This is a genomic window from Flexivirga sp., assembly GCF_051955415.1.
Classification (GTDB): domain Bacteria; phylum Actinomycetota; class Actinomycetes; order Actinomycetales; family Dermatophilaceae; genus Flexivirga.
This window is the reverse complement of sequence record NZ_JBQCGS010000073.1, coordinates 56,463-76,048: the sequence shown is the minus strand read 5'-3', so window position 1 is coordinate 76,048 and position 19,586 is coordinate 56,463. Positions and strand designations below refer to the sequence as shown.

General features: G+C 70.1%; 18 protein-coding genes. 9 read left to right on the top strand and 9 right to left on the bottom strand.

The genetic code is table 11. The features are described from left to right. Positions 1 to 16: 16 nt before the first annotated feature. Positions 17 to 550 (bottom strand): hemerythrin domain-containing protein, encoded by a 534-nt coding sequence (locus tag ACTHL4_RS12405; RefSeq protein ID WP_440283079.1) that lies wholly within the window; start codon positions 548 to 550, stop codon positions 17 to 19. 123 nt (positions 551 to 673) lie between these two features. Here ACTHL4_RS12405 and ACTHL4_RS12400 point away from each other — a divergent pair, with 123 nt between their 5' ends. From ACTHL4_RS12400 to ACTHL4_RS12390, 3 genes are read left to right on the top strand one after another with little or no spacing between them, the layout of a single operon-like run. Next, positions 674 to 946, top strand: a complete 273-nt coding sequence (locus tag ACTHL4_RS12400) for a DUF7218 family protein (RefSeq protein WP_440283078.1) — start codon at positions 674 to 676, stop codon at positions 944 to 946. After that, the gene (locus ACTHL4_RS12395; protein ID WP_440283077.1) at positions 927 to 2,534 is read left to right on the top strand and encodes an alpha-amylase family glycosyl hydrolase; all 1,608 of its coding nucleotides are present in this window, start codon (positions 927 to 929) and stop codon (positions 2,532 to 2,534) included. The genes ACTHL4_RS12400 and ACTHL4_RS12395 overlap by 20 nt, the downstream gene beginning before the upstream one ends. A 19-nt stretch (positions 2,535 to 2,553) precedes the next feature. Beyond that, the gene (locus ACTHL4_RS12390) at positions 2,554 to 4,221 is read left to right on the top strand and encodes an alpha-amylase family glycosyl hydrolase (protein ID WP_440283076.1); all 1,668 of its coding nucleotides are present in this window, start codon (positions 2,554 to 2,556) and stop codon (positions 4,219 to 4,221) included. Positions 4,222 to 4,266: 45 nt separating this feature from the next. Here ACTHL4_RS12390 and ACTHL4_RS12385 read toward each other — a convergent pair whose 3' ends face one another. Then, positions 4,267 to 5,505: an enolase C-terminal domain-like protein gene (locus ACTHL4_RS12385; protein ID WP_440283075.1), complete on the bottom strand. Its 1,239-nt coding sequence runs from the start codon at positions 5,503 to 5,505 to the stop codon at positions 4,267 to 4,269. An 80-nt stretch (positions 5,506 to 5,585) separates the two neighbouring features. On the opposite strand from ACTHL4_RS12385, the gene ACTHL4_RS12380 reads away from it, so the two are divergent. Next, complete coding sequence (locus ACTHL4_RS12380; RefSeq protein WP_440283074.1) at positions 5,586 to 7,472, top strand: transketolase; 1,887 nt, start codon at positions 5,586 to 5,588, stop codon at positions 7,470 to 7,472. Position 7,473: 1 nt separating this feature from the next. Here ACTHL4_RS12380 and ACTHL4_RS12375 read toward each other — a convergent pair whose 3' ends face one another. After that, positions 7,474 to 8,565, bottom strand: a complete 1,092-nt coding sequence (locus ACTHL4_RS12375) for a transaldolase family protein (protein WP_440283073.1) — start codon at positions 8,563 to 8,565, stop codon at positions 7,474 to 7,476. Between the two features lie 2 nt (positions 8,566 to 8,567). Further along, entirely contained in the window at positions 8,568 to 9,530 is a 963-nt protein-coding gene (locus ACTHL4_RS12370) for a TIGR03557 family F420-dependent LLM class oxidoreductase (RefSeq protein ID WP_440283072.1), read from the bottom strand. A 144-nt stretch (positions 9,531 to 9,674) separates the two neighbouring features. On the opposite strand from ACTHL4_RS12370, the gene ACTHL4_RS12365 reads away from it, so the two are divergent. Together ACTHL4_RS12365 and ACTHL4_RS12360 are read left to right on the top strand one after the other, a co-directional pair. Then, entirely contained in the window at positions 9,675 to 10,301 is a 627-nt protein-coding gene (locus tag ACTHL4_RS12365) for a D-sedoheptulose-7-phosphate isomerase (RefSeq protein ID WP_440283071.1), read from the top strand. Further along, complete coding sequence (locus ACTHL4_RS12360) at positions 10,298 to 10,978, top strand: HAD family hydrolase (RefSeq protein ID WP_440283070.1); 681 nt, start codon at positions 10,298 to 10,300, stop codon at positions 10,976 to 10,978. The genes ACTHL4_RS12365 and ACTHL4_RS12360 overlap by 4 nt, the downstream gene beginning before the upstream one ends. Positions 10,979 to 11,024: 46 nt before the next feature. On the opposite strand, the gene ACTHL4_RS12355 is transcribed toward ACTHL4_RS12360, so the two are convergent. After that, positions 11,025 to 12,203 carry an alcohol dehydrogenase catalytic domain-containing protein gene (locus ACTHL4_RS12355; protein ID WP_440283069.1) on the bottom strand — a complete coding sequence of 393 codons (1,179 nt, stop codon included), beginning with the start codon at positions 12,201 to 12,203 and terminating at the stop codon, positions 11,025 to 11,027. Then, the gene (locus tag ACTHL4_RS12350; RefSeq protein ID WP_440283068.1) at positions 12,200 to 12,781 is read right to left on the bottom strand and encodes a hemerythrin domain-containing protein; all 582 of its coding nucleotides are present in this window, start codon (positions 12,779 to 12,781) and stop codon (positions 12,200 to 12,202) included. The genes ACTHL4_RS12355 and ACTHL4_RS12350 overlap by 4 nt, the downstream gene beginning before the upstream one ends. A gap of 126 nt (positions 12,782 to 12,907) precedes the next feature. On the opposite strand from ACTHL4_RS12350, the gene ACTHL4_RS12345 reads away from it, so the two are divergent. Beyond that, positions 12,908 to 13,924 carry a glycosyltransferase family 9 protein gene (locus tag ACTHL4_RS12345; protein WP_440283067.1) on the top strand — a complete coding sequence of 339 codons (1,017 nt, stop codon included), beginning with the start codon at positions 12,908 to 12,910 and terminating at the stop codon, positions 13,922 to 13,924. Between the two features lie 21 nt (positions 13,925 to 13,945). Continuing rightward, a complete protein-coding gene (locus ACTHL4_RS12340; protein WP_440283066.1) occupies positions 13,946 to 14,392 on the top strand; it encodes a hypothetical protein in 447 nt (148 codons plus the stop codon). Here ACTHL4_RS12340 and ACTHL4_RS12335 read toward each other — a convergent pair whose 3' ends face one another. From ACTHL4_RS12335 to ACTHL4_RS12325, 3 genes are read right to left on the bottom strand one after another with little or no spacing between them, the layout of a single operon-like run. Beyond that, positions 14,393 to 14,653 (bottom strand): hypothetical protein, encoded by a 261-nt coding sequence (locus tag ACTHL4_RS12335; protein ID WP_440283065.1) that lies wholly within the window; start codon positions 14,651 to 14,653, stop codon positions 14,393 to 14,395. Between the two features lie 4 nt (positions 14,654 to 14,657). Next, on the bottom strand, positions 14,658 to 17,600 hold the full coding sequence (locus ACTHL4_RS12330; protein WP_440283064.1) for an FAD-binding and (Fe-S)-binding domain-containing protein: 2,943 nt from the start codon (positions 17,598 to 17,600) through the stop codon (positions 14,658 to 14,660). After that, positions 17,597 to 18,691, bottom strand: coding sequence for a baeRF2 domain-containing protein (locus ACTHL4_RS12325; protein WP_440283063.1), 1,095 nt, complete (start codon positions 18,689 to 18,691; stop codon positions 17,597 to 17,599). The genes ACTHL4_RS12330 and ACTHL4_RS12325 overlap by 4 nt, the downstream gene beginning before the upstream one ends. A 99-nt stretch (positions 18,692 to 18,790) precedes the next feature. On the opposite strand from ACTHL4_RS12325, the gene ACTHL4_RS12320 reads away from it, so the two are divergent. Next, complete coding sequence (locus ACTHL4_RS12320; RefSeq protein ID WP_440283062.1) at positions 18,791 to 19,579, top strand: MBL fold metallo-hydrolase; 789 nt, start codon at positions 18,791 to 18,793, stop codon at positions 19,577 to 19,579. The last annotated feature ends 7 nt before the right edge of the window (positions 19,580 to 19,586 follow it).

The following is a 19,586-nucleotide window of genomic DNA, read 5'->3' as shown; positions in this document are numbered from 1 at the left end:
CTGGCACGAGCCCGGCTCATCCGGCCAGCCAGGCCTTCGTGTCCTGCACCATGGTGGCGAAGGGGCCGTACTCGATCGGGCAGTCGCCTTCCACCGCAGCCGCCACCGCATGCAGCGCCTGCCCGATGGTGAGCCGCTCGGTCGCGTCCAGGTCGCCGAACAACGGCAGCTCCGAGGTCTCCTCGCTGGTCGCGTGGTGTGTGACCGCCTCCTCCAGCAACCGGAACTGCATCTTGTGCTCATAGGACCCGTGGTCCAGCGACTGCAGTCGCTCGGCCAATTGCACCGCCTGCTCCTCCTCCGCCATCCGGTCGTCGCCGACCCCGATCGCGCCACCACCAGCACGTGCCAGCGCGGGATGGACCGTCAACTGCTCGGCAGCCTCGTGCATCGCGAGCAGCCGCAACAGGTGCTGGGTGGCCGCCTCCTGTTGCTCGGCCGATCCGGACTTGGCTGCGTGGAAGGCGGAGCGGATCATGCCGTGCTGCGCGGTCACCTGCCCGGCGATCTCGCTGGCGGCAGGTACGTCGTCGATGTGATTCTGGTCCATCTTCGCGCCATACCCGATCCTGCCGGGGGCGACACCGCGGCGCCGACCGGTGGCACGCGTCAGACGCGGTCGATCGGGTATGGCGCCACGGTACGAACCGCCAACCCACGGAAGGTGACTCGCATGCCCAGCAACAAGAAGCCAGGACCCTCGGTCAAGGACGACGAGCTCTACGAGGAGTTGCGCGAGGAGGGCAACAGCAAGGAGAAGTCGGCCCGCATCGCGAACGCCGCGGCGAACTCCTCGCGGTCCGAGGTCGGCCGCAAGGGCGGCGAACACGGGTCGTACGAGGACTGGACCGTCGACGACCTGCACCAGCGTGCCGCCGAGATCGGCATCGAGGGCCGCTCCTCGATGACCAAGGACGAACTCATCGATGCCCTCCGCGAGCACTGAACAGCTCGGCGACCGGCGGCGTCCCTGGTGGATGAGCGCGGTGTGTTACGAGGTGTACGTGCGCTCGTTCGCCGACTCCGACGGGTCCGGCGAGGGCGACCTCGCCGGCGTCCGGGAGCACCTGGACCATCTGGAGTGGCTCGGCGTCGACGCGCTCTGGCTGTGCCCCTTCTACCCCTCGCCCATGGTCGACAGCGGCTACGACGTGGCCGACTTCTGCGACGTCGACCCGCGGTTCGGCTCGCTGCAGGAGTTCGACCGGCTGCTGGCCGACGCGCACGCCCGCGGTATCCGGGTCCTGGTCGACTGGGTGCCCAACCACTCCAGCGACCAGCACCCGTGGTTCCTGGACGCCCGTTCGGGGCGCGACGCCGAGCACCGGGACTGGTACTACTGGCGCGACGAACCGACCAACTGGCGCTCGGCGATCGACCTGGGCAGCACCTGGACCCTCGACGAAGACACCGAGCAGTACTACCTGCACTTCTTCCTGCCGCAGCAGCCGGACCTGAACTGGACCAACCCGCGAGTCGTCGAGGCGATGCACGACACCCTGCGGTTCTGGCTCGCGCGGGGCGTGGACGGCTTCCGGATCGACTCCGTGCAGTGCCTCGGCAAGGACCTGACCTTCTCCGACAACGACCGCAGCCTCGCCGGAGAGCCGATCAACAGCTTCAACGACCAACCGGAGACGCACGAGCTGCTGCGAGACATCCGCGCGCTGGTCGAGCGGGAGAACCCGGAGGCCGTGCTCGTCGGCGAGGTCAACCTGCGCCGTGAGGCGTCCATCGTGCAGTACTACGGGCACGGCGACGAGCTGAACCTCACCTTCAACTTCCCGCCGCTGGACGCGCCGTGGGACCCCATCGTCTGGCGCTCGATCATCGCCGAGATCGAGCACCGCCTCGGCCCCGCGGACGCATGGCCGGTCTGGACCCTTGCCAATCACGACAATTCGCGGGTGCGGACCCGGTATGGCGGATCGCTCGATCGTGCCCGCGCCGCCATCGTGCTGCTGTTCACCCTGCGCGGCACGGTGTTCGTCTACCAGGGCGAGGAACTGGGCCTCTGCGACGTCGACCTGCGCAGGTCCGCATGGCGCGACCCGGGCGGACGTGACGGCTCCCGCGGACCGATCCCGTGGACCCGGGAGGCACCCCACGGCTGGACCGGCAACACACCCTGGCTGCCGTTCTCCCCCGACTCGGGCGCCCACAGCGTCCAGGCCCAGCGGGACGACCCCGACTCGATCCTGCACCTGACCCGGCGACTGATCCGGTTGCGATCCGGCAGCACCGCACTGCGCTACGGCAGCTGGACCGAACTCGACATCACCCGCGGCGTTCTCGGTTTCCGCCGCGAGCTCGACGACGAACGTTTCGTCTGCCTGATCAACTTCACCGACTCGGTGCGCGACGTACCCCTGGACGGACAGTGGGAGGTACACATCGACAGTCGCGCCTTCCGCGGCGAGGCAGCCCTCGAACCGTATGACGGGCGGGTACGGCCGGAGCAGGCCCTCGTCCTCGCACCGGCCACCGCTGCCGGTCGCGAGCAGACCGATGTGCACGGGGCTCGATCGGCATGACTGACAAAGCCGAATCGTCATGACTGACAAAGCGACCAGCGACATCTGGTGGCGCAATGCCATCTGCTACTGCCTCGACGTCAAGACGTTCGCCGACTCCACCGGCGACGGCTGGGGCGATCTGCCGGGTCTCACCGAACACCTCGCCTATCTGCGCGAACTCGGCGTGGACTGCCTGTGGCTGATGCCCTGTCATCCCTCACCACTGCGTGACGACGGGTACGACGTCACCGACTACTACACGGTCGACCCGCGCATCGGCACCCTGGGCGACTTCGTCGAGACGGTGCGCACCGCGCATGCGTTGGGCATCCGGGTCATCATGGATCTGGTCGTCAACCACACGTCGATCGACCACCCGTGGTTCCAGCAGGCGCGCCGCGACCCCGACTCGCCCTACCGCGACTTCTACCTGTGGTCGACGGACCGTCCGCCCGACGCGCACCCGCCGGTGTTCCCCGGTGAGCAGACCGAGACCTGGACCTGGGACGAGGAGGCACAGGCGTACTACTTCCACCACTACTACGACTTCTCCCCCGACCTGGCGTTCATGCACGAGCGGGTGCACGACGAGGTGCACAAGATCCTCGGCTTCTGGCTCGAGCTCGGCGTCGACGGGGTCCGTGTCGACTCACTGCCCTTCCTGATCGACAAGCCCGGGTCGGGTGAGTCCGAGGACGAGCGGCACGAGCACCTGGAGGTCATGCGCGACTTCCTGAGTCGGCGCCGCGGCAGCGCGGTGCTGCTCGGCGAGGCCAATCTGCCCCGCGACCAACAGCTGCGCTTCTTCGGTCCGTTGAACCAGCCGCGCGAGTCGACCGAGACACACCTGCTCTTCGACTTCGCCATGCAGGGCGCGCTCTGGCTGGCCCTGGCGCGCGGGTCCGCCGAACCGGTCGTGCGTGCGTTGCGGGAGCGACCGGAACTGCCGCACGGCTGCGCCTACGCGGTCTTCGGCAGGCACCACGACGAACTCACCTTCGAGAACGTGCTGTCCGAGTCCGAGCAACACGAGGTGTACGACGCCTTCGACCCCGACGGCGTCGGGCGGATCTACGACCGGGGGCTGCGCCGCCGGACGGCGTCACTGCTGCAGGGCGACACCGAGCGCATCCGCCTGCTGCTGCAACTCGTCCTCTCGCTGCCCGGTATGCCGATCATCCTGTATGGCGACGAGATCGGCCTCCGCGACAACCTGACGCTGCCGGCCCGGCTGGCACCGCGCGTGCCGATGCCCTGGACCGTCGAGGACGGCTTCTCCACCGCGCCGGAGGACCAGTGGATCCGGCCGCCCGCGGACCCCAGGCCGGGACGTGACGCGACCGTCGCCGGGCAGCAGTACCGCGACGACAGTCTGTGGACCGACGTCAGCAGGGCGATCCGGGCCCGCCGGGACAGTGCGGAAGTGGGCCACGGGACCTGTCGGACGCTGCCGGCGACCGATGATGCCGTGCTCGCCCTGCAGTACGACTGGCTGGGCAAGCGGATCGTCATCCTGCACAACCTGTCGGACCGCACCATCGAGCGAGCACTCGATCACGACACGCTGCCCGACGGCCCCTACCGGGTGCTGGGTGACAGCCCCGACCCGCAGGACGACCCCGACACCGACCGCATCCTGCACCTCGGGCCACGTGAATCCCGTTGGATCCGTGTGCTTTCCAGCACGGCCAAGCACCGGATCTGAACCCGCCGCGAACGCGCCGGGCCGTGCTGCGCCTCGCGCCGCGTCCTACCTGCTGCGTCGCCGCAGCCGGTGCGTGTCGAGCGAGGTCACGGCGTGCGTGCCGGTGGGCGGCGGGGCGCCGCCGTCGACCGCGAAGGCCGACACGTCGGGGAGCCGGTAGCCGTGCCCGGGCGACGACGTGTGCGGTGCCGTCATCCGCCCGAACTGCACGATCGGTGCACCGTCGAGCATCTGCTCCTCCACGGTGACGTGGTCGCTGAACCACTCGGCGTGCCGCACGGCCGGGTCGGCCATCGCCAGCGGCAGGTGCAACGCCGGCGCACCGTGCGCGGACACCGGCACGTGCGCCGCGTGCGCGTATGCCGCGCACCGGCGCCACCCGGTGAAGCCGCCGCATCGGGTCACGTCCAACTGCAGACAGTCCACCACCTCGCTCACAGACCGGGCGTCGGCCAGTTCGGCGACATACTCACCGGCGGCGACGTCGCAGTTGAGTGCGTCCCGCAACTGCGCCAGGCCCTGGGTGTCCTCCGCGGACACCGGCTCCTCGAACCAGGTGACCCCGAGCATGTCCAGGTCCTGACCGACGCGCATCGCCTGGCTGCGCGAATAGGCGCCGTCCGCGTCGACCATCACCTGGACGTCCGCAGTCGGACGGGCCTGCGTGCCGGTCCGGGCGTGGTCCTGGACCGCGTTGACCACCCGGGCGACCCGGTCGAGGTCGCGGGCGACGTCGTGCCCCCGGTTCTCGCCGATCTTCAGCTTGACCGCCGAACATCCGGCGATGAGCCAGTCCTGGACCTGGCGGTCGAGGTCGCGGGTGCTCATCGAGGTGAAACCACCTGAGCCGTACACGGGTACGGCCTCGCGATGCACACCCCACAGCTCCGCCAGCGGCACGCGCAGACCCTTGCCGCGCAAGTCCCACAGCGCGACGTCCATGGCGCTGATCGCCGCCATGACCACACCGCGCGTGCCGAGGTTGCGGCAGGCGCCGTGCATGCGCTCCCACAGGCGCGATGGGCTCGCCGGGTCCTCCCCGAGCACCTGACGCGCCAGCACCGACCGGATGATCTCGACCGCCGCCGGCGACGTGTAGGACCACCCCAGTCCCACGTGCCCACCGGCCCGGATTTCCACCGTCACCACGTCGACGTGATCCCACGTCAACGTGCCGTCGCTCTGCGCCGCGGCCGTCGGGAACGACAGCGCACGAGCTTCCACTTGGTCGACGACAACGACGGGCGACATGCTGCGCGCATACCCCTGCAGGCAGGTGGCCATGCGTTCACCGCCGCCCGGTTTCCGGCCGGTGACCGCCGGGTAGGTGGCTTCATCTCAGTCGCTGAGAGGAGCACGCCCCCATGCCAACACCTTCCGGTCCCCCGTCCGACTCGCTGCCCGACCTGGACTTCTGTGCCGAACTCGGTCAGCAACTCCGCGTCGACTCGGTGGTGATGAGCGACCGCGCCGGGTCCGGCCATCCGACGTCGTCGATGTCGGCCGCGGATCTGATCGCGGTGCTGCTGGGCCGGCACCTGCGGTGGGACCTGCAGACCCCGGACGATCCGCACAACGACCACCTGATCTTCTCCAAGGGCCACGCCTCGCCGCTCTACTACGCGATGCTGCACGCGGCCGGTGCCATCGACGAGGAGGAGTTGCGCACCTATCGCACGCTGGACAGCAGGCTGGAGGGTCACCCGACGCCGCGGATGCCACCGACCGACGTGGCCACCGGATCGCTCGGGCAGGGTCTGCCGATCGGTGTCGGGATCGCCCTGGCGGGCAAGGAGCTGGACCGGTTGCCCTACCGCGTGTGGGTCCTCTGCGGCGACTCGGAGATGGCCGAGGGGTCCATCTGGGAGGCGTTCCAGTATGCCGCCTGGCGCGGCCTGGACAACCTCACCGCCATCATCGACGTCAACCGCCTCGGCCAGACACGCGAGACGATGCTCGGCCACGACGTGCAGGCGTATGCCGACCGGGCGGCGGCGTTCGGGTGGCATCCGATCGTGGTCGACGGTCACGACGTGCAGGCGATCGACGCGGCATACGACCACGCAGCCGGGGTCAAAGGGAAACCGACCGTGGTCGTGGCCCGGACCCTCAAGGGCAGGGGTGTCCGCGCCGTGGAGGACCAGCCCGGCAAACACGGAAAACCGTTGGCGGATGCCGCTGCCGCCGTCCAGGAGCTGGGCGGCTTCCGCGATCTGCAGGTCGACGTCCAGCGCCCCGACACCGACCGCGAGCCGCATCGCTTCACCACTACGCAGCACGAGCGGCCGTCGTACGACGTGGGGTCCGACGGCTCCACCCGTGAGGCGTACGGCGCCGCGCTCGCCTGGTTGGGAGCCACCCGTGAGGATGTCGTGGCGTTGGACGGCGAGGTGTCGAACTCCACGCACGCCGACCAGTTCGCGAAGATCGCACCGGAGCGCTACTTCGAGATGTTCATCGCCGAGCAGCAGATGGCTGCCGCCGCCGTCGGACTCGGCACCCGCGACTGGATCCCGTTCGCCTCCACGTTCGGCGCGTTCTGGGCACGGGCGTACGACTTCGTCCGCATGGCCGCCGTGTCGCGTGCCGACCTGCGGCTGTGCGGGTCGCACGCCGGTGTCTCGATCGGTGCCGACGGGCCGTCGCAGATGGCGCTGGAGGACATGGCCTCGCTGCGCGCCATACACGGCAGTGCGGTGCTGCACCCGTCGGATGCGAACCAGGTGACGTCCCTGATGGAGCAGATGGCCGACCGCAGCGGGATCAGCTACCTGCGTGTGCTGCGCGGCAAGACCACCGTCCGCACCCCCGCCGACGAGACGGTGCGGATCGGCGGCAGCCGCACGCTGGCCGGCAGCGACGAGGACGAGGTGACGCTGATCGCGTGCGGCGTGACCGTGGACGAAGCGGTGAAGGCTGCCGATCTGCTGGCCGCCGAAGGGATCACGGCTCGCGTCATCGACTGCTACTCGGTGAAGCCGATCGACGAGCAGGCGGTACGCCGCGCCGCGGGCGAGACCTCGGCGATCGTGACGGTCGAGGACCACCGTGCCGAGGGAGGACTGGGCGACGCGGTCCTGGAGGCGCTGGCGGAGTGCGCCGACCGGCCACGGGTGCACAAGCTCGCCGTTGGCATCATGCCGACCTCGGGCACCCCCGAGGAGCTGATGCGTGCCGCCCACATCGATGCCCGGTCGATCGCGGATGCGGCCCGCTCCGTCTGTGCCGAGGCAGGACAACGGCGGGGCTGAGTCAGGTCGAGACCTGCGCCAGCCGGTCCTGGAGAACCCGCAGCGTCGACTCGCGGATGTCGCTCAGCTCGCGAATGCGCCTGTCCTCCAACGATTCCGCGATGCCTTCCAGGCGGACCCCGTGCCGCTCGACGGTCGTGAGCACCTCGCCGGCGGCCGCCGCCGACGACGTCGCATGCGTCCCGCCGGACGGCGCACCGAGGTCCGCGAGGGCGAGCAGGGTGGCGCTGGACAGCGCGATCACGCCACCGGCGGTCAGCATCCGCTCGACGTACAACGTGTCCGCGCCCGGCAGGCCGGCACCCACGGTGGTGTCCCACACCATGCGGATCGGGCGGGCGCCGCACGCCTGCAGGTCGCGCCAGAAGTCGCCGGCGTACGTCTGTTCCAGCAGCCGACCGGCAGCGTCGGCGAGCGCGGCGGCGACCCGACCCTGCTCGGCGCCGGTCAGCCGTGCCACCTCGGCGTCCACGTCCGCGACCCGCAGGGACAGTGCCGCGGATATGCGGGTGAGGTCGCGCCCGCGCGCGGCGGCCTGTTCGAGCCCGGCCAGCACTGTGGCCAGCACCTGCCGCAGCCGCTCCAGGCCGTAGATGTTGGTCGCATCCACGCTGACGCCCTCGGACAACAGTGCCTGCATCGCGGACATCCCTTCCGCGGTCGCGGGCACACCCACGTAGAGATTGTCACGGCCCACCACCGTCCGTAGCCGCCGTGCGTCGTGCAACGTGCCCTCCGTGTCGCGTGCGCACCGCGGATCGACCGCCAGGGAGACGCGGCCGTCGGTGCGCGCGGTCGAATCATGCACTGCGGCCAGCAGATCGCAGACCGTACGGGCGTCGTCGGTCATCGCCCAGAGCAGTGCATCGCCGGCCGGCACCTGCTCCGCGGCGAATTGCGCGAGCTGCTCGCCATACACGCCCTCGGACAGAGCGGCCCCGACGGCGGCCGTGTCGAGGGCGATGCCGGTCACGGGGTATTCGGCAACGAGCCGGTGGATGCTGCCGTCCGCCAGTCCCGGCCGCGAGACGTCGGCCAGCCGCAGCCGCACCCCGCGCGGTTCCGGGGCGCCGACGGCGGCGGCGGGCGGCACGCTCAGTCCTCGTCCGATTTCAGCTCGGGGATGATCACCGAACCGTAGAACTGGATCATCTCCCGATAGTGCGGGCCCATGTTCGCGACGTTCACCGTGTCGTAGCCCGCCTCGAAATACGGACGTATGGCGGCCAGGTGCGTCTCCGGATCCGGGCCGGCAGCAACCGATTTCGCGGTCATCTCCCGGGTCACCAGTTGTGATGCCTGCTCGAAGTGTTGGGGGGAAGGCAGCACCTGGGCGAGTTCGCCGGGCACGCCCGCGTTGGCCCACAGCCGGTGCGCATGATCGACCCCCTCCTCCTCGGTCGGCGCGAACGCCACCTTCACGCCGGCCTCTGCCGGGGCGTTTCGGCCCTTGGCCGAACGGAACTGCCGCAACGCATCGGCATCCGGCTTGGTGGAGATGAAGCCGTCGCCGATCCGCCCGGCGAGCTCGATGGCCTTCGGACCGAAACCGGACACATAGATGGGCGGCGGCTCCTCCGGCAGCGAGTAGATCCGGGCCGTGTCGACGGTGTAGAAGCGACCGTCGTGCGAGACGACCTCGCCGCTCCACAATCGCCGGATCACCTCGACCGCTTCGTCCAGCATCTCGAGGCGGACGTCCTCGTGCGGCCAGCCCTCCCCGGTGATGTGCTCGTTGAGCGCCTCACCGGTCCCGACGCCGAGAGTGAATCGTCCGTTGAGCAGCACCGCACTGGATGCCGCGGCCTGGGCGATCACGGCCGGGTGGATCCGCTGCGTCGGGCACGTCACCGCCGTGGTCACCGGCAACTCGCACGCCTGGGAGATCGCGCCGATGATCGACCAGACGAATGCGCTCTGGCCCTGCTCGTCGTTCCACGGGTGGTAGTGGTCACTGATCCACAGGCAGTCGAAACCGGCATCGGCCGCCGCCCACGCCTGGTCGACCAGTTCGTGGGGCGTGTACTCCTCGCACGACAGGAAGTAGCCGATCCGCATGTCAGTCCTCCAACTCCGGTTCGCGTTGCCCGGCAGGTACCCACGCCGGAACCCTGCAAAACCGCGTCATTCCGTCGCGTGGTGGGGCCCTGCCGTCCGCCGCGCACCGGGTTCAACCGCTGACCAGACGGGTAACCAGCCGCCATGACTGCTGAATGGCCATGGCTCACCGAGCACTTGCACGATCTGCAGATTGGGTCGGCGTCGATCGCGCGGCAGGAGGGCCTGCTGCGCGGCTGGGGTTCGCGGTTGGCGCTGACTCTGGCGACCGGCGGCCGCCTGTTGGCGGCCGGCAACGGGGGCAGTGCGGCGGAGGCGCAGCACCTGACCGCCGAGCTGGTGGGCAAGTTCGACCGGGACCGCAGGGCCCTGTCCGCGATCTGCCTGTCCGCCGAATCGTCCAGTGTGACAGCGATCCTCAACGACTACGGCGGCGAGGAGATCTTCGCCCGGCAAGTTGCCGCGCACGGACGCACCGACGACGTCCTGATGCTGTTGTCGACCAGCGGGCGCAGCCCGAACGTGCTGCGTGCAGCCGAAGTGGGCCGCGAACTCGGGCTGCGTGTGTGGGCGATGACCGGCGGATTGCCCAACCCGTTGGCACAACTGGCTGACGAATGCCTGGCTGTCACCGCCCACTCCACGGCGGCGGTCCAGGAGGGCCATCTCGTTGCGGTGCACGCGCTGTGTGCGGCGCTGGACGAGGAGTTGGGCAGCACCGAGGACACCGGCGGGACGTGGAGCGATCTGCGCCCCGAGGCGCACGCATGACACCGGCTGTCGCGTCCGGCCGGGCCGGTGTCGTCTTCGACATCGACGGCACCCTGCTCGACACCAATTACCTGCACGTGCTCGCGTGGTCGGCAGCGTTCTGCGACAACGGCTTCCGCGTCGAGATGGCCGACATACACCGCTCGATCGGACGCCCCAGCGAGGCGCTCGTGGAGCACCTGGTCGGGCAGGACCGACCGGACCTGGTCCAGGCCCACGCCGCGCACTTCGCACGGCTGCGCGAGCGTTACGGCGTCAATGCCCTGACCGGCGCGCCCGACCTGTTGCGCCGGTGCGCGGCTCAGGGATGGACCGTGGCGCTGGCCACCAGCGGCGGCACGGCGGACCTGGAGTGGATGCTGCCCTTGATCGGCGCGGACGACGTCATCGCCGGTGCGACGACCTCGCAGGACGTGCAGCAGGGTAAACCGAGTCCGGAGCTGATGCTCGCGGCGATGCAGGCACACGGTCTCGCCGTGGACCGCACCGTCGCGGTGGGTGACTCCGTGTGGGACGTGCGCTCCGCCGCGCGGGCGGGCATCCCCTGCATCGGCCTGGCCGGAGGAGGCATCGGCGCGTCCGAACTACGAAGTGCCGGCGCCGCCGAGGTGTATGACGACGCTGCAGCGCTGCTGGAGCGCTTCCCCCGGTCGCTGCTGGGTGGTTCGCGGACATGACGGACGCGTCCCCTGGGGTGCCGCCGGGCCGGAGCAACGCGCGCCATCAGGGCTGCAGCACGACCTTCAGGCACGCGTCGGTCTTGTCCCGGAACATCCGGTATGCCGCCGGACCCTCGGTGAGTGGGAGGTGGTGCGTCGCGAAGTGCTCGAGGTCGAAGACGTCCTCCTCCAGCACCAGCGGCAGCACGTCGTCGGTCCAGCGACGGACGTTCGCCTGGCCCATCCGCAGGGTGACGCCCTTGTCGAAGAGTTCGATCATCGGCATCGGGTCCAACGCCCCGCCGTACACCCCGCTGATCGAGATCGTGCCACCCCGGCGAACCGCCGCGAACGCTGTCCGCAGGGCCGCCATCCGGTCGAGCCCGAAGTGCTTCATCACCGGTTTGCCGACCACGGAGGGCAGCCGGCTCGCGACGCCCGCCGCCGTCTCGGCGACCTTGTCGCCGTGTGCTTCCATTCCGACCGCATCGATCACCCCGTCGGCGCCGCGACCGTCGGTCAGCTCACGGATCGCCTGCGGGACGTCGTCGACCGACCGCCTGTCGATGAGTTCGACACCGTGCCGGCCCGCGGTCGCCAGCCGGTCGGCGACCAGATCGACACCGATGACGCGCGCGCCGAGGTGACCGGCGATCCGGCAGCAGAGCTGGCCGATCGGTCCGAGCCCGATGACGGCGACCGTGTCACCGTCGTGGACGTCGGCATACTGCACCGCCTGCCACGCCGTGGGCAGGATGTCCGACAGATAGAGATATCGCTCGTCCGCGCCGGTCGACGGCAGCACGATCGGGCCGTAGTGCGCCTGCGGCACTCGGACGAACTCGGCCTGCCCACCGGGCACTGCGCCATACAGGCTGCTGTAGCCGAACAGCTTGGCGCCTTTGCCGGTGCGGCGCATCTGGGTGGTCTCACACTGCGACTGCAGCCCGTGCTGACACATCCAGCAGTGGCCGCACGAGATGTTGAACGGCACCACCACCCGATCGCCGGCGGACAGCCGCTCCACCTCCGAGCCGACCTCCTCCACCACACCGATCACCTCGTGGCCGAGGATGTCGCCCTGCTGCATGAATGGCGTCAGCACGTCGTACAGGTGTAGATCCGAGCCGCAGATCGCGGTCGAGGTGACCCGGACGATCGCGTCGGTCGGTTCCTTCAGCACGGGTTCGGGCACATCCGTGACTTCGACCTGCTGGCGGCCCTGCCAGGTCAGCGCCTTCACCGGTCACCACCGCTGAGCGCATCCTTCGTGCGGTCCACCAGGGACGCGAACGGGCCGACCGCCCACTGTTTGACCGGCGAACCGGCCGTCGACGGGTGCGGATGGGTGGGCGCGAGCGACTCGACCGCCTGGAGCCGTTCGCCCATGCTGCGTCGCTTGTCGGCGTCGCACTGGTTCAGCACCGCCGGGAACTCCTCCTTCTCCTCGTTCTCGGCGTGTTGCACGACCGACTGTCGGAAGGACCGGAATGTGGCGTCGAAGTCGCTGGAGGTGACGTCCAGCTTCTCCAGTTCGGCGAGCACCTCGTTGGCCTTCGCCTCCTCCTGGTTGCGTGCGTCGGCGACCCCGTCGCCGGCCAGCGGTGTGGACACCGGTCGCAGGATCATCTCCTCGGCCGTCTCGTGGACTGCGAGAAGCGCACGCAACTCTTCGAACGCCATCTGCTTGTGGTCGCCGCTCGTCGAGGCGACGTCGTCGAAGAGGTCCTGGATCCGGGCATGCTGCTCCAGCAGGATGCGGATCACGTCTCCCTCCGGCAGTTTCGCTGCCTCCGCGCGGTCCTCTGCCGCACCACCCATGATCGGTCTCCTTCGCGATGAACGGATCTGCTGTCACGGTCGCTGTGGGCACTACCCCGGGACATCGGTAGCAAACACCGCCGAGCGTCGGATTGGACCGCTGTGCAACGGGGTAGCCGACCGGTCATGGGCCATCACCGCGCCGGCACCGGCCGCTCCTTCGCACCCGTCGTCCTGGCACTGCGGGCTCTGGGGCTGGGTGACGCCCTCACCGGGGTGCCGGCCCTGCGCGGCCTTCGGCGTGCCTACCCCGAGCACACCGTGCTGCTCGCCTGCCCGCCGGCGGTGGGCCGATGGCTGACGGCGCTGAACGTGGTCGACGGGGTGGTGCCGGCGCACGGCCTCGACCCGCTCACCGATGCACCACGGCCGGATGTGGCGGTCAACCTGCACGGTCGCGGCCCGCGCAGCCACCACGTCCTGGGTATGACGAGGCCGCGCCGGATGGTCGGCTTCGCCTGCGCGGCAGCGGATTTCACCGATGGCCCGAGCTGGGACGACGGCGCGCACGAGGTCGAGCGATGGTGCACGCTGGCACGCTGGGCGGGCGGCACGTGCGGCCCTGCCGACCTACGGCTGGGCTCCCCCGGCCGGGCCGCACTCGGGCCGGTCGTGCTGCACCCCGGCGCAGCGTCGGCGTCCCGGCGCTGGCCGGCAACCCGCTGGCGGGCGGTGGCCCGGGCGTTGCGGACCGATCACCGGGTCGTGGTGACCGGGGGTCCGGCGGAGCGGGCTCTGTGCGAGGCCGTGTGTCGAGGCACCGCGGCCGAGTCGCGCGCGGGTCGCACTCCGCTCCCCGCCCTGGCGGACCTCATCGCAGGAAGCAGTCTGCTCATCTCCGGCGACACCGGAACAGCCCATCTGGCAACGGCTTTCGGCATACCGTCGGTGACGTTGTTCGGTCCGGTGTCGCCTGATCTGTGGGGTCCGGCGATCGACCGGGACCTGCATCGTTGTCTCTGGCACGGCCGGGGAGCCACGGTGCCCGGCGACCCGCACGGCGACCATCTCGATCCGCGGTTGGCCGCCATCACCGTCGCGGAGGTGCTGACCGCCGCGCACGAGCTGCTGGCGTCTCAGCCCGGCGCGGCTGATTCGTCCGGTGAGCCAAGGGGTAGGGCGACCACTTCCGCAGCACCGTGAGAAGCGACGAAGGACCCCGTCATGACCGAGGAACACACCGAGCAGCGAACCGATCCGAACTCCGCGCCGAAGCATTCGTCGCCGGAGGACCCGACACCGGACCGATCGGCGGGCGATGTCGGACACCCCTCCGCGCAGATCCCGATCTCCGACGACCTGGTGCAGAAGCTGGGTGACGCGGCCGACGACTACGCGATGGCCCTGTGGTCCACCGCCCAGCAGACCGATGCGGACGCCGACGAGATGGCGTCGATGATCCGCCAGGTCAACGACGAGTTCGGGGTCGTCCACCCGGACGAAATCGTCAACAAGTGGCAGGAGATCTTCCGCAACTCCGGGGGGCTCGTCACGGTCATCTGCGAGGACCGGGTGCTCGCCGGCGCCCTCTCGGAGGCCAACGCGATGGAACAACCGCACGCGTCGGACGGCCCCGCGATCGATCAGCAGACCGACACCGAGTCGTCCTGATCACGGTGCGGCGACGCGGCCGTCGGTGGTGCGGACCAGCCGCCCGTCGGCCAACGCCGTCGTCAGCGCCTGCTCGAAGACGCCGTTCTCCCAGTACTGCGCCGCAACGGTTTCCGCCAGGTCGCGGATGGACAATGGACCCTGGTCGTCGATGGCGCGGCGCAGCATCGCCAACTGCTCGGTGAGCTGGTCGTCCTGCGGCTCGCCGGCGGTCGATTGCGGCGATGGAGTGGGCTGTGGAGTCGGCTGTGGAGTGGACATGGCGTCACTTCCCTCGGTGAAGGCCGGATCGGGTGGTGTGCCCCGCGGGTCGCAGTCCGCGGGCGAGCAGTTGAGCGAGGTGCAGCGGTGCGCGTCCGGTGTCGTCGAAGGTGCTGATCTGGGTGCGGCAACTGAAGCCGTCGGCCAGCACGGCCGTCGCGTCGTCGGCGGCCCGCAGGGCCGGCAACAGCCGGTCCTCGGCGCAGGCCCGGCTCACCTCGAGGTGGCCGGCCTCGAAGCCGAAGTTGCCTGCCAGGCCGCAGCATCCGCCGACGTTGCGCGCGGTCACGCCGGCATCCTGCAGGAGCGACCGGTCCGCGTCCCAACCGCGGTCGGCGTGCTGATGGCAGTGCACCTGGACCAAGGCCTCGGCCTGGTCGAGAGCCGGCGGTGTCCAGCCGTCGGTGTGCTGGTGCAGCAGTTCGGCGAAGCCGAGCAACTGATCGGCCAACCGCCGCACCTCCACGTCGTCGGGCAACAGGCGCGGTGCGTCCGAGCGCAGCATCGCGGTGCAACTGGGTTCGAGCCCGACGACGGGTAGACCCTCGTGCAGGGCGGGCCCCAGGGCGTCGACCGTGCGCCGCAACGCCCGCCGCGCGATATCGAGCTGACCGGTCGACGTCCACGTCAGTCCGCAGCAGACGGGGCGTGTGGGCAGCTGCACCCGATAGCCGGCCGCCTCCAGCACCGCGACCGCCGCCTGCCCGATCTGTGGGTCGAAGTGATTGGTGAAGGTGTCCGGCCAGAGCAGCACGCTGCCGCGTTCACCGCTGCCGGTGGGACGGCGCGCGGCGAACCATTGTTGCAGTGTGCGCGCGGCGAACCTCGGCACCGGCCGGTCCTCGACCCCGGCCGCTCTCGCACCGAGACGGCGGACCGCGGGAATCCCACTGAGCCGGTTGATGATCGGAGCGCTGCGCGTGGCCGTGACGGCGCGTGCGGCCACCGGGAGCCAGCCGAGGGCGTAGTGCGCGCGGGGACGCAGCCGATGCCGATAGTGGTGGTGCAGGAATTCGGCCTTGTAGGTCGCCATGTCGACGTTGACCGGACAGTCGCTCGCACAGCCCTTGCAGGACAGGCACAGATCGAGGGCGTCCCGGACCGCGGTCGAGCGCCAGCCGTCGGTGATCGGGCCGTCGTCGTGGCCGTGCAACATCTCGAAGAGCAACCGGGACCGGCCGCGGGTCGAATGGACCTCTTCGCGGGTCGCCCGGTAGGAGGGGCACATGACGTCGTCGTCGTCCTTGGGCTGGGGAGCCCGGCACAGGCCCACGCCGACGCATCGGTTGGCAGCATGGATGAAGCCGCCGTCCGCGGGATAGTCGAACGCCGGCGAAGCCGCGAGTCGCGGTGACCACGAGCTGCCCAGCCGGAGGTGCTCGTCCAGCCGGTCCGCCGTGACCAGCTTGCCGGGATTCATCAGGTTCTCCGGATCGAACAGCGACTTCAGCTCGGCGAACGCCGTCATGATCCGGTCGCCGAACATCCGCGGCAGGAGTTCGCCGCGGGACTGACCGTCGCCGTGTTCTCCGGACAGCGATCCGCCATACGAGACGACCAGGTCCGCCGCTTCCTCCATGAACCTGCGGTAGGCGTCCACTCCACCGGAGTCGGCCAGCCGGAACGGGATCCGGGTGTGGATGCAACCCTGTCCGAAGTGACCGTAGATGCTCTGCACGGCGTCGTCGGAGTAACCGAAGCGCCGGCAGAGCGCCTCGAAGTCCCGCAGGTAGTCGCCCAGTCTCTCGGGGGCGACAGCTGCGTCCTCCCAACCGGACCAGGCGTCGGGTTCACCCGGGACATGTGCGCTGGCGCCCAGGCCGGACTCGCGCACCGCCCACAGGTCGCCCTCCAGGTCCGCATCCGACACCAGCGACACATCCGGGTCCTCGGGTGCGCGGCCGGTGCCGCGCAGCATCGCCGCGGCGGCACGGTCGGCGTCCTGCTTGTGCTGTGCGCCGAACTGCACCATCAGGAAGGCGTTCCCGTCGGGCATCTGCCCCCGGGCGTCGTCGTGAAGGTGCTCGACCCGCTCGTCGTGGATCAGCCGGTGGTCGAAGCCTTCCAGCGCGATCGGCTCGTACGGCAACAGGTCCGGCACCGCGTCGGCGGCGGCCGCGACCGAGTCGTAACCCAGGACCACCAGGGTGCGTTCGGGCAGCACCGGCACCAGGTCCAGCTTCGCGTGCAGCACCGTGACCAGCGTCGACTCGCTGCCCACCAGGGCGCGGGCGATGTCGAAGCCGTACTCCGGCAACAGCGAGTCGAGGTTGTAACCGGAGACTCGCCGCGGAATGTCGGGGTACCGCGCGCGGATCTCGTCGGCATACTCCTCCCGCAGCCGCCGCAGCGAACGGTAGATGCCGGAGCGGCGGTCACCGTGCCGCTCGATCTCGGCATACTGCTCGTCGGTGGTGCGTCCGCACCAGAAGCGGGTGCCGTCGGCCAACAGGACCTCGAGGCCGGCGATGTTGTCGACCACCTTGCCGGTGCGCTGTGCGGTCGCACCGCACGAGTTGTTCCCGATCATCCCGCCGACGGTGCAGTTGGGGTGCGTTGCCGGCTCCGGCCCGAATCGCAAGGAATGGCCCGCGAGTTCACGGTTGAGCTGGTCCAGGACGATACCGGGCTCGACGACGCAGGTGCGCCCGTCCGGGTCGACTTCCAGCACCCGGTGGCAGTGCTTGGACCAGTCGATCAGGACCGCCTGGTTCGTGCCCTGACCGGCGAGGCTGGTGCCGCCACCACGCGACACGATCGGGGCGTGGTGCCGGCGAGACACCGCGATCGCGGCCGCCCCCGCCTCCACGCTGTGCGGCACCACGACCCCGATGGGCACCTGCCGGAAATTCGAGGCGTCGGTGGAGTATGCCGCTCGGGTGCCGGCGTCGAAACGGACCTCGCCGTCCACGTGGGCGCGAAGATCGTCCTCGAGTGTCCCGCTCACGGTTGCCAGCCGGGCTGCTCACCGTGGCCGGGCATGCTCGGACCGGAGTCGTGCGGGGTGGCGCCGTCCGCCCAGCGCAGCACCGCCGCCACACCGCCCGGCAGGGTGACCTCCGCCGGCACGAGGACCACGGCTGCGTCCGTCCTCAACGCAGCGGCGGCGAGCTCGACGGCACGGCGGGTGTCCGGCGGTGGGTCGGTCAATACCAGGGTCTCCACCTGGCCGCGGTCGAACGCCCGGGTCACCTCGTCCGGTCCTTGTGCGGCCCGGTCCTGGCGTCCCTCCGCCTGCAACAGCTGCGCGGTGGTCTGCTCCACGTCGGTGGCCACGGCCGCGTCCAGCGCGTCGCGGATCGCGGCCTCCTGCGCCTCCTGGTCGGTGCCGTCGGCGCGGCCGCCGGTGTCCAGGACGGTCAGCAGCGCGGCCACCCGCTCGTTGACGTGCGCGTGCAGCGCGGTGACGGCACGGGTGTCTCCGGCGACGGTGATCACTGCCGGGTGGTGCTGTTGCGCGAGCCGGTCCACCTGGTGGGCGACCTCGGTCGCATTGCGCTCCCAGGAGTCCTCGGCACGGCGCTGCAGCCGCTGTTCGGACGCCTCACCAGCACTCACCTTGTGGATCACGTCGTGATCGCCGGACACCGCGGGCTCCCCGGCATCCGCACCGAGCGGTCCCCGCACGCTGATGTCCGCCCCGGTGCGGTCGATGTTCACGTGCAGATGGGCGGGGTACCGCTGACCGGAACGCAGCAATGGCAACAGGTTCGGCACCGGACCTCGGTCGGCGATGCCGTCCGGCGCCTCGGGCAGCGGAACGTCCAGCACGATCCGCGCCGCGTCACCGTCGTCGCCCACGGCGGCGATCACACAGCGCCCCACCGGCCCGGTGCGTCCATCGACGACGGCGAAGCGATCGCCGATCAGCTCGAGCAGCCGATCGGGCACCCCGGCGGCGGCGAGTTCGTCGCGGGCGGCCTCCCATCGCAGTTCGATGCGGTGTGCGGCGCCCGGACCGTCACGGGTGGTGTCCAGCGCGACGGTCACGTAGTCGTCGCCGGCCTGCTGCAGGTTCTTCCACGCATCCAGTCTCATCAGGGCGGATCTCCTGTGTCTTGGGTCCTGACGAACTACCCGAGAGCGTTACCCACAAACCGTGGTGTGGCAGCGGCCACTGTCGGGTATCACCGCCCGATGGACACGATGACCTTCGTCGGCAACGCCACGACCATCCTGCGCATCGGGTCGTTCACCGTGCTGACGGATCCGAACTTCCTGCGCCGTGGTCAGTTCGCCTACCTGGGCTGGGGCCTGGTGTCGCGACGGCTGGTGGATCCTGCTGTGCAACCCTCGCAGCTGCCCGCGCTCGACGCGGTCCTCCTCTCGCACCTGCACGGCGACCATTTCGACCGGATCGCACGGCGACAGCTGGACAAGGAGGTGCCGCTGCTGACGACGCCACAGGCCGCGCGGCGCCTCGGGCGTCGCGGGTTCGCCACGGAGGCGCTGGAGACCTGGCAGACCACGACCCTCCAGCGCGACGGCGAGCAGCTCGTCGTCGAGTCGCTGCCCGCGATCCACGCCACCGGCTTGCTGGGCCGGATGCTGCCGCCGGTCATGGGCAGCATGCTGACCCACCGTGTCCCGGGGCGTCCGGACCGGCGCCTCTACATCAGCGGGGACACCCTGACCGGACCTCATCTGGACGCCATCGCCGAGCGGTATCCGGCCATCGACGCAGGCATCCTGCATTGCGGTGGCACTCGTGTCCTGCTGCGCACGGTGACGATGGACGATGTGCAGGCAGTCGATGCCATCCGCCGTCTTCCGCTCGACCGCGTTGTGCCGGTCCACCACGACGACTACCGCGTCTTCCGTTCTCCGGTCTCGGCTTTCATCGCCCGTGCGCGCCGGCACGGACTCGCGGACCGCATCGCCGTGCCGCGGCGCGGCGAGACCCGGCCGTTGTTCGGCGACCAGTGAGGTCAGG

Excerpts from the sequence above, each read along its gene's own strand:
- ACTHL4_RS12405 (WP_440283079.1), bottom strand. The coding sequence starts at position 550 with ATGGACCAGAATCACATCGACGACGTACCTGCCGCCAGCGAGATCGCC.
- ACTHL4_RS12400 (WP_440283078.1), top strand. The coding sequence starts at position 674 with ATGCCCAGCAACAAGAAGCCAGGACCCTCGGTCAAGGACGACGAGCTC.
- ACTHL4_RS12395 (WP_440283077.1), top strand. The coding sequence starts at position 927 with ATGCCCTCCGCGAGCACTGAACAGCTCGGCGACCGGCGGCGTCCCTGG.
- ACTHL4_RS12390 (WP_440283076.1), top strand. The coding sequence starts at position 2,554 with ATGACTGACAAAGCGACCAGCGACATCTGGTGGCGCAATGCCATCTGC.
- ACTHL4_RS12385 (WP_440283075.1), bottom strand. The coding sequence starts at position 5,505 with ATGGCCACCTGCCTGCAGGGGTATGCGCGCAGCATGTCGCCCGTCGTT.
- ACTHL4_RS12380 (WP_440283074.1), top strand. The coding sequence starts at position 5,586 with ATGCCAACACCTTCCGGTCCCCCGTCCGACTCGCTGCCCGACCTGGAC.
- ACTHL4_RS12370 (WP_440283072.1), bottom strand. The coding sequence starts at position 9,530 with ATGCGGATCGGCTACTTCCTGTCGTGCGAGGAGTACACGCCCCACGAA.
- ACTHL4_RS12365 (WP_440283071.1), top strand. The coding sequence starts at position 9,675 with ATGACTGCTGAATGGCCATGGCTCACCGAGCACTTGCACGATCTGCAG.
- ACTHL4_RS12360 (WP_440283070.1), top strand. The coding sequence starts at position 10,298 with ATGACACCGGCTGTCGCGTCCGGCCGGGCCGGTGTCGTCTTCGACATC.
- ACTHL4_RS12350 (WP_440283068.1), bottom strand. The coding sequence starts at position 12,781 with ATGGGTGGTGCGGCAGAGGACCGCGCGGAGGCAGCGAAACTGCCGGAG.
- ACTHL4_RS12345 (WP_440283067.1), top strand. The coding sequence starts at position 12,908 with ATGGGCCATCACCGCGCCGGCACCGGCCGCTCCTTCGCACCCGTCGTC.
- ACTHL4_RS12340 (WP_440283066.1), top strand. The coding sequence starts at position 13,946 with ATGACCGAGGAACACACCGAGCAGCGAACCGATCCGAACTCCGCGCCG.
- ACTHL4_RS12335 (WP_440283065.1), bottom strand. The coding sequence starts at position 14,653 with ATGTCCACTCCACAGCCGACTCCACAGCCCACTCCATCGCCGCAATCG.
- ACTHL4_RS12325 (WP_440283063.1), bottom strand. The coding sequence starts at position 18,691 with ATGAGACTGGATGCGTGGAAGAACCTGCAGCAGGCCGGCGACGACTAC.
- ACTHL4_RS12320 (WP_440283062.1), top strand. The coding sequence starts at position 18,791 with ATGGACACGATGACCTTCGTCGGCAACGCCACGACCATCCTGCGCATC.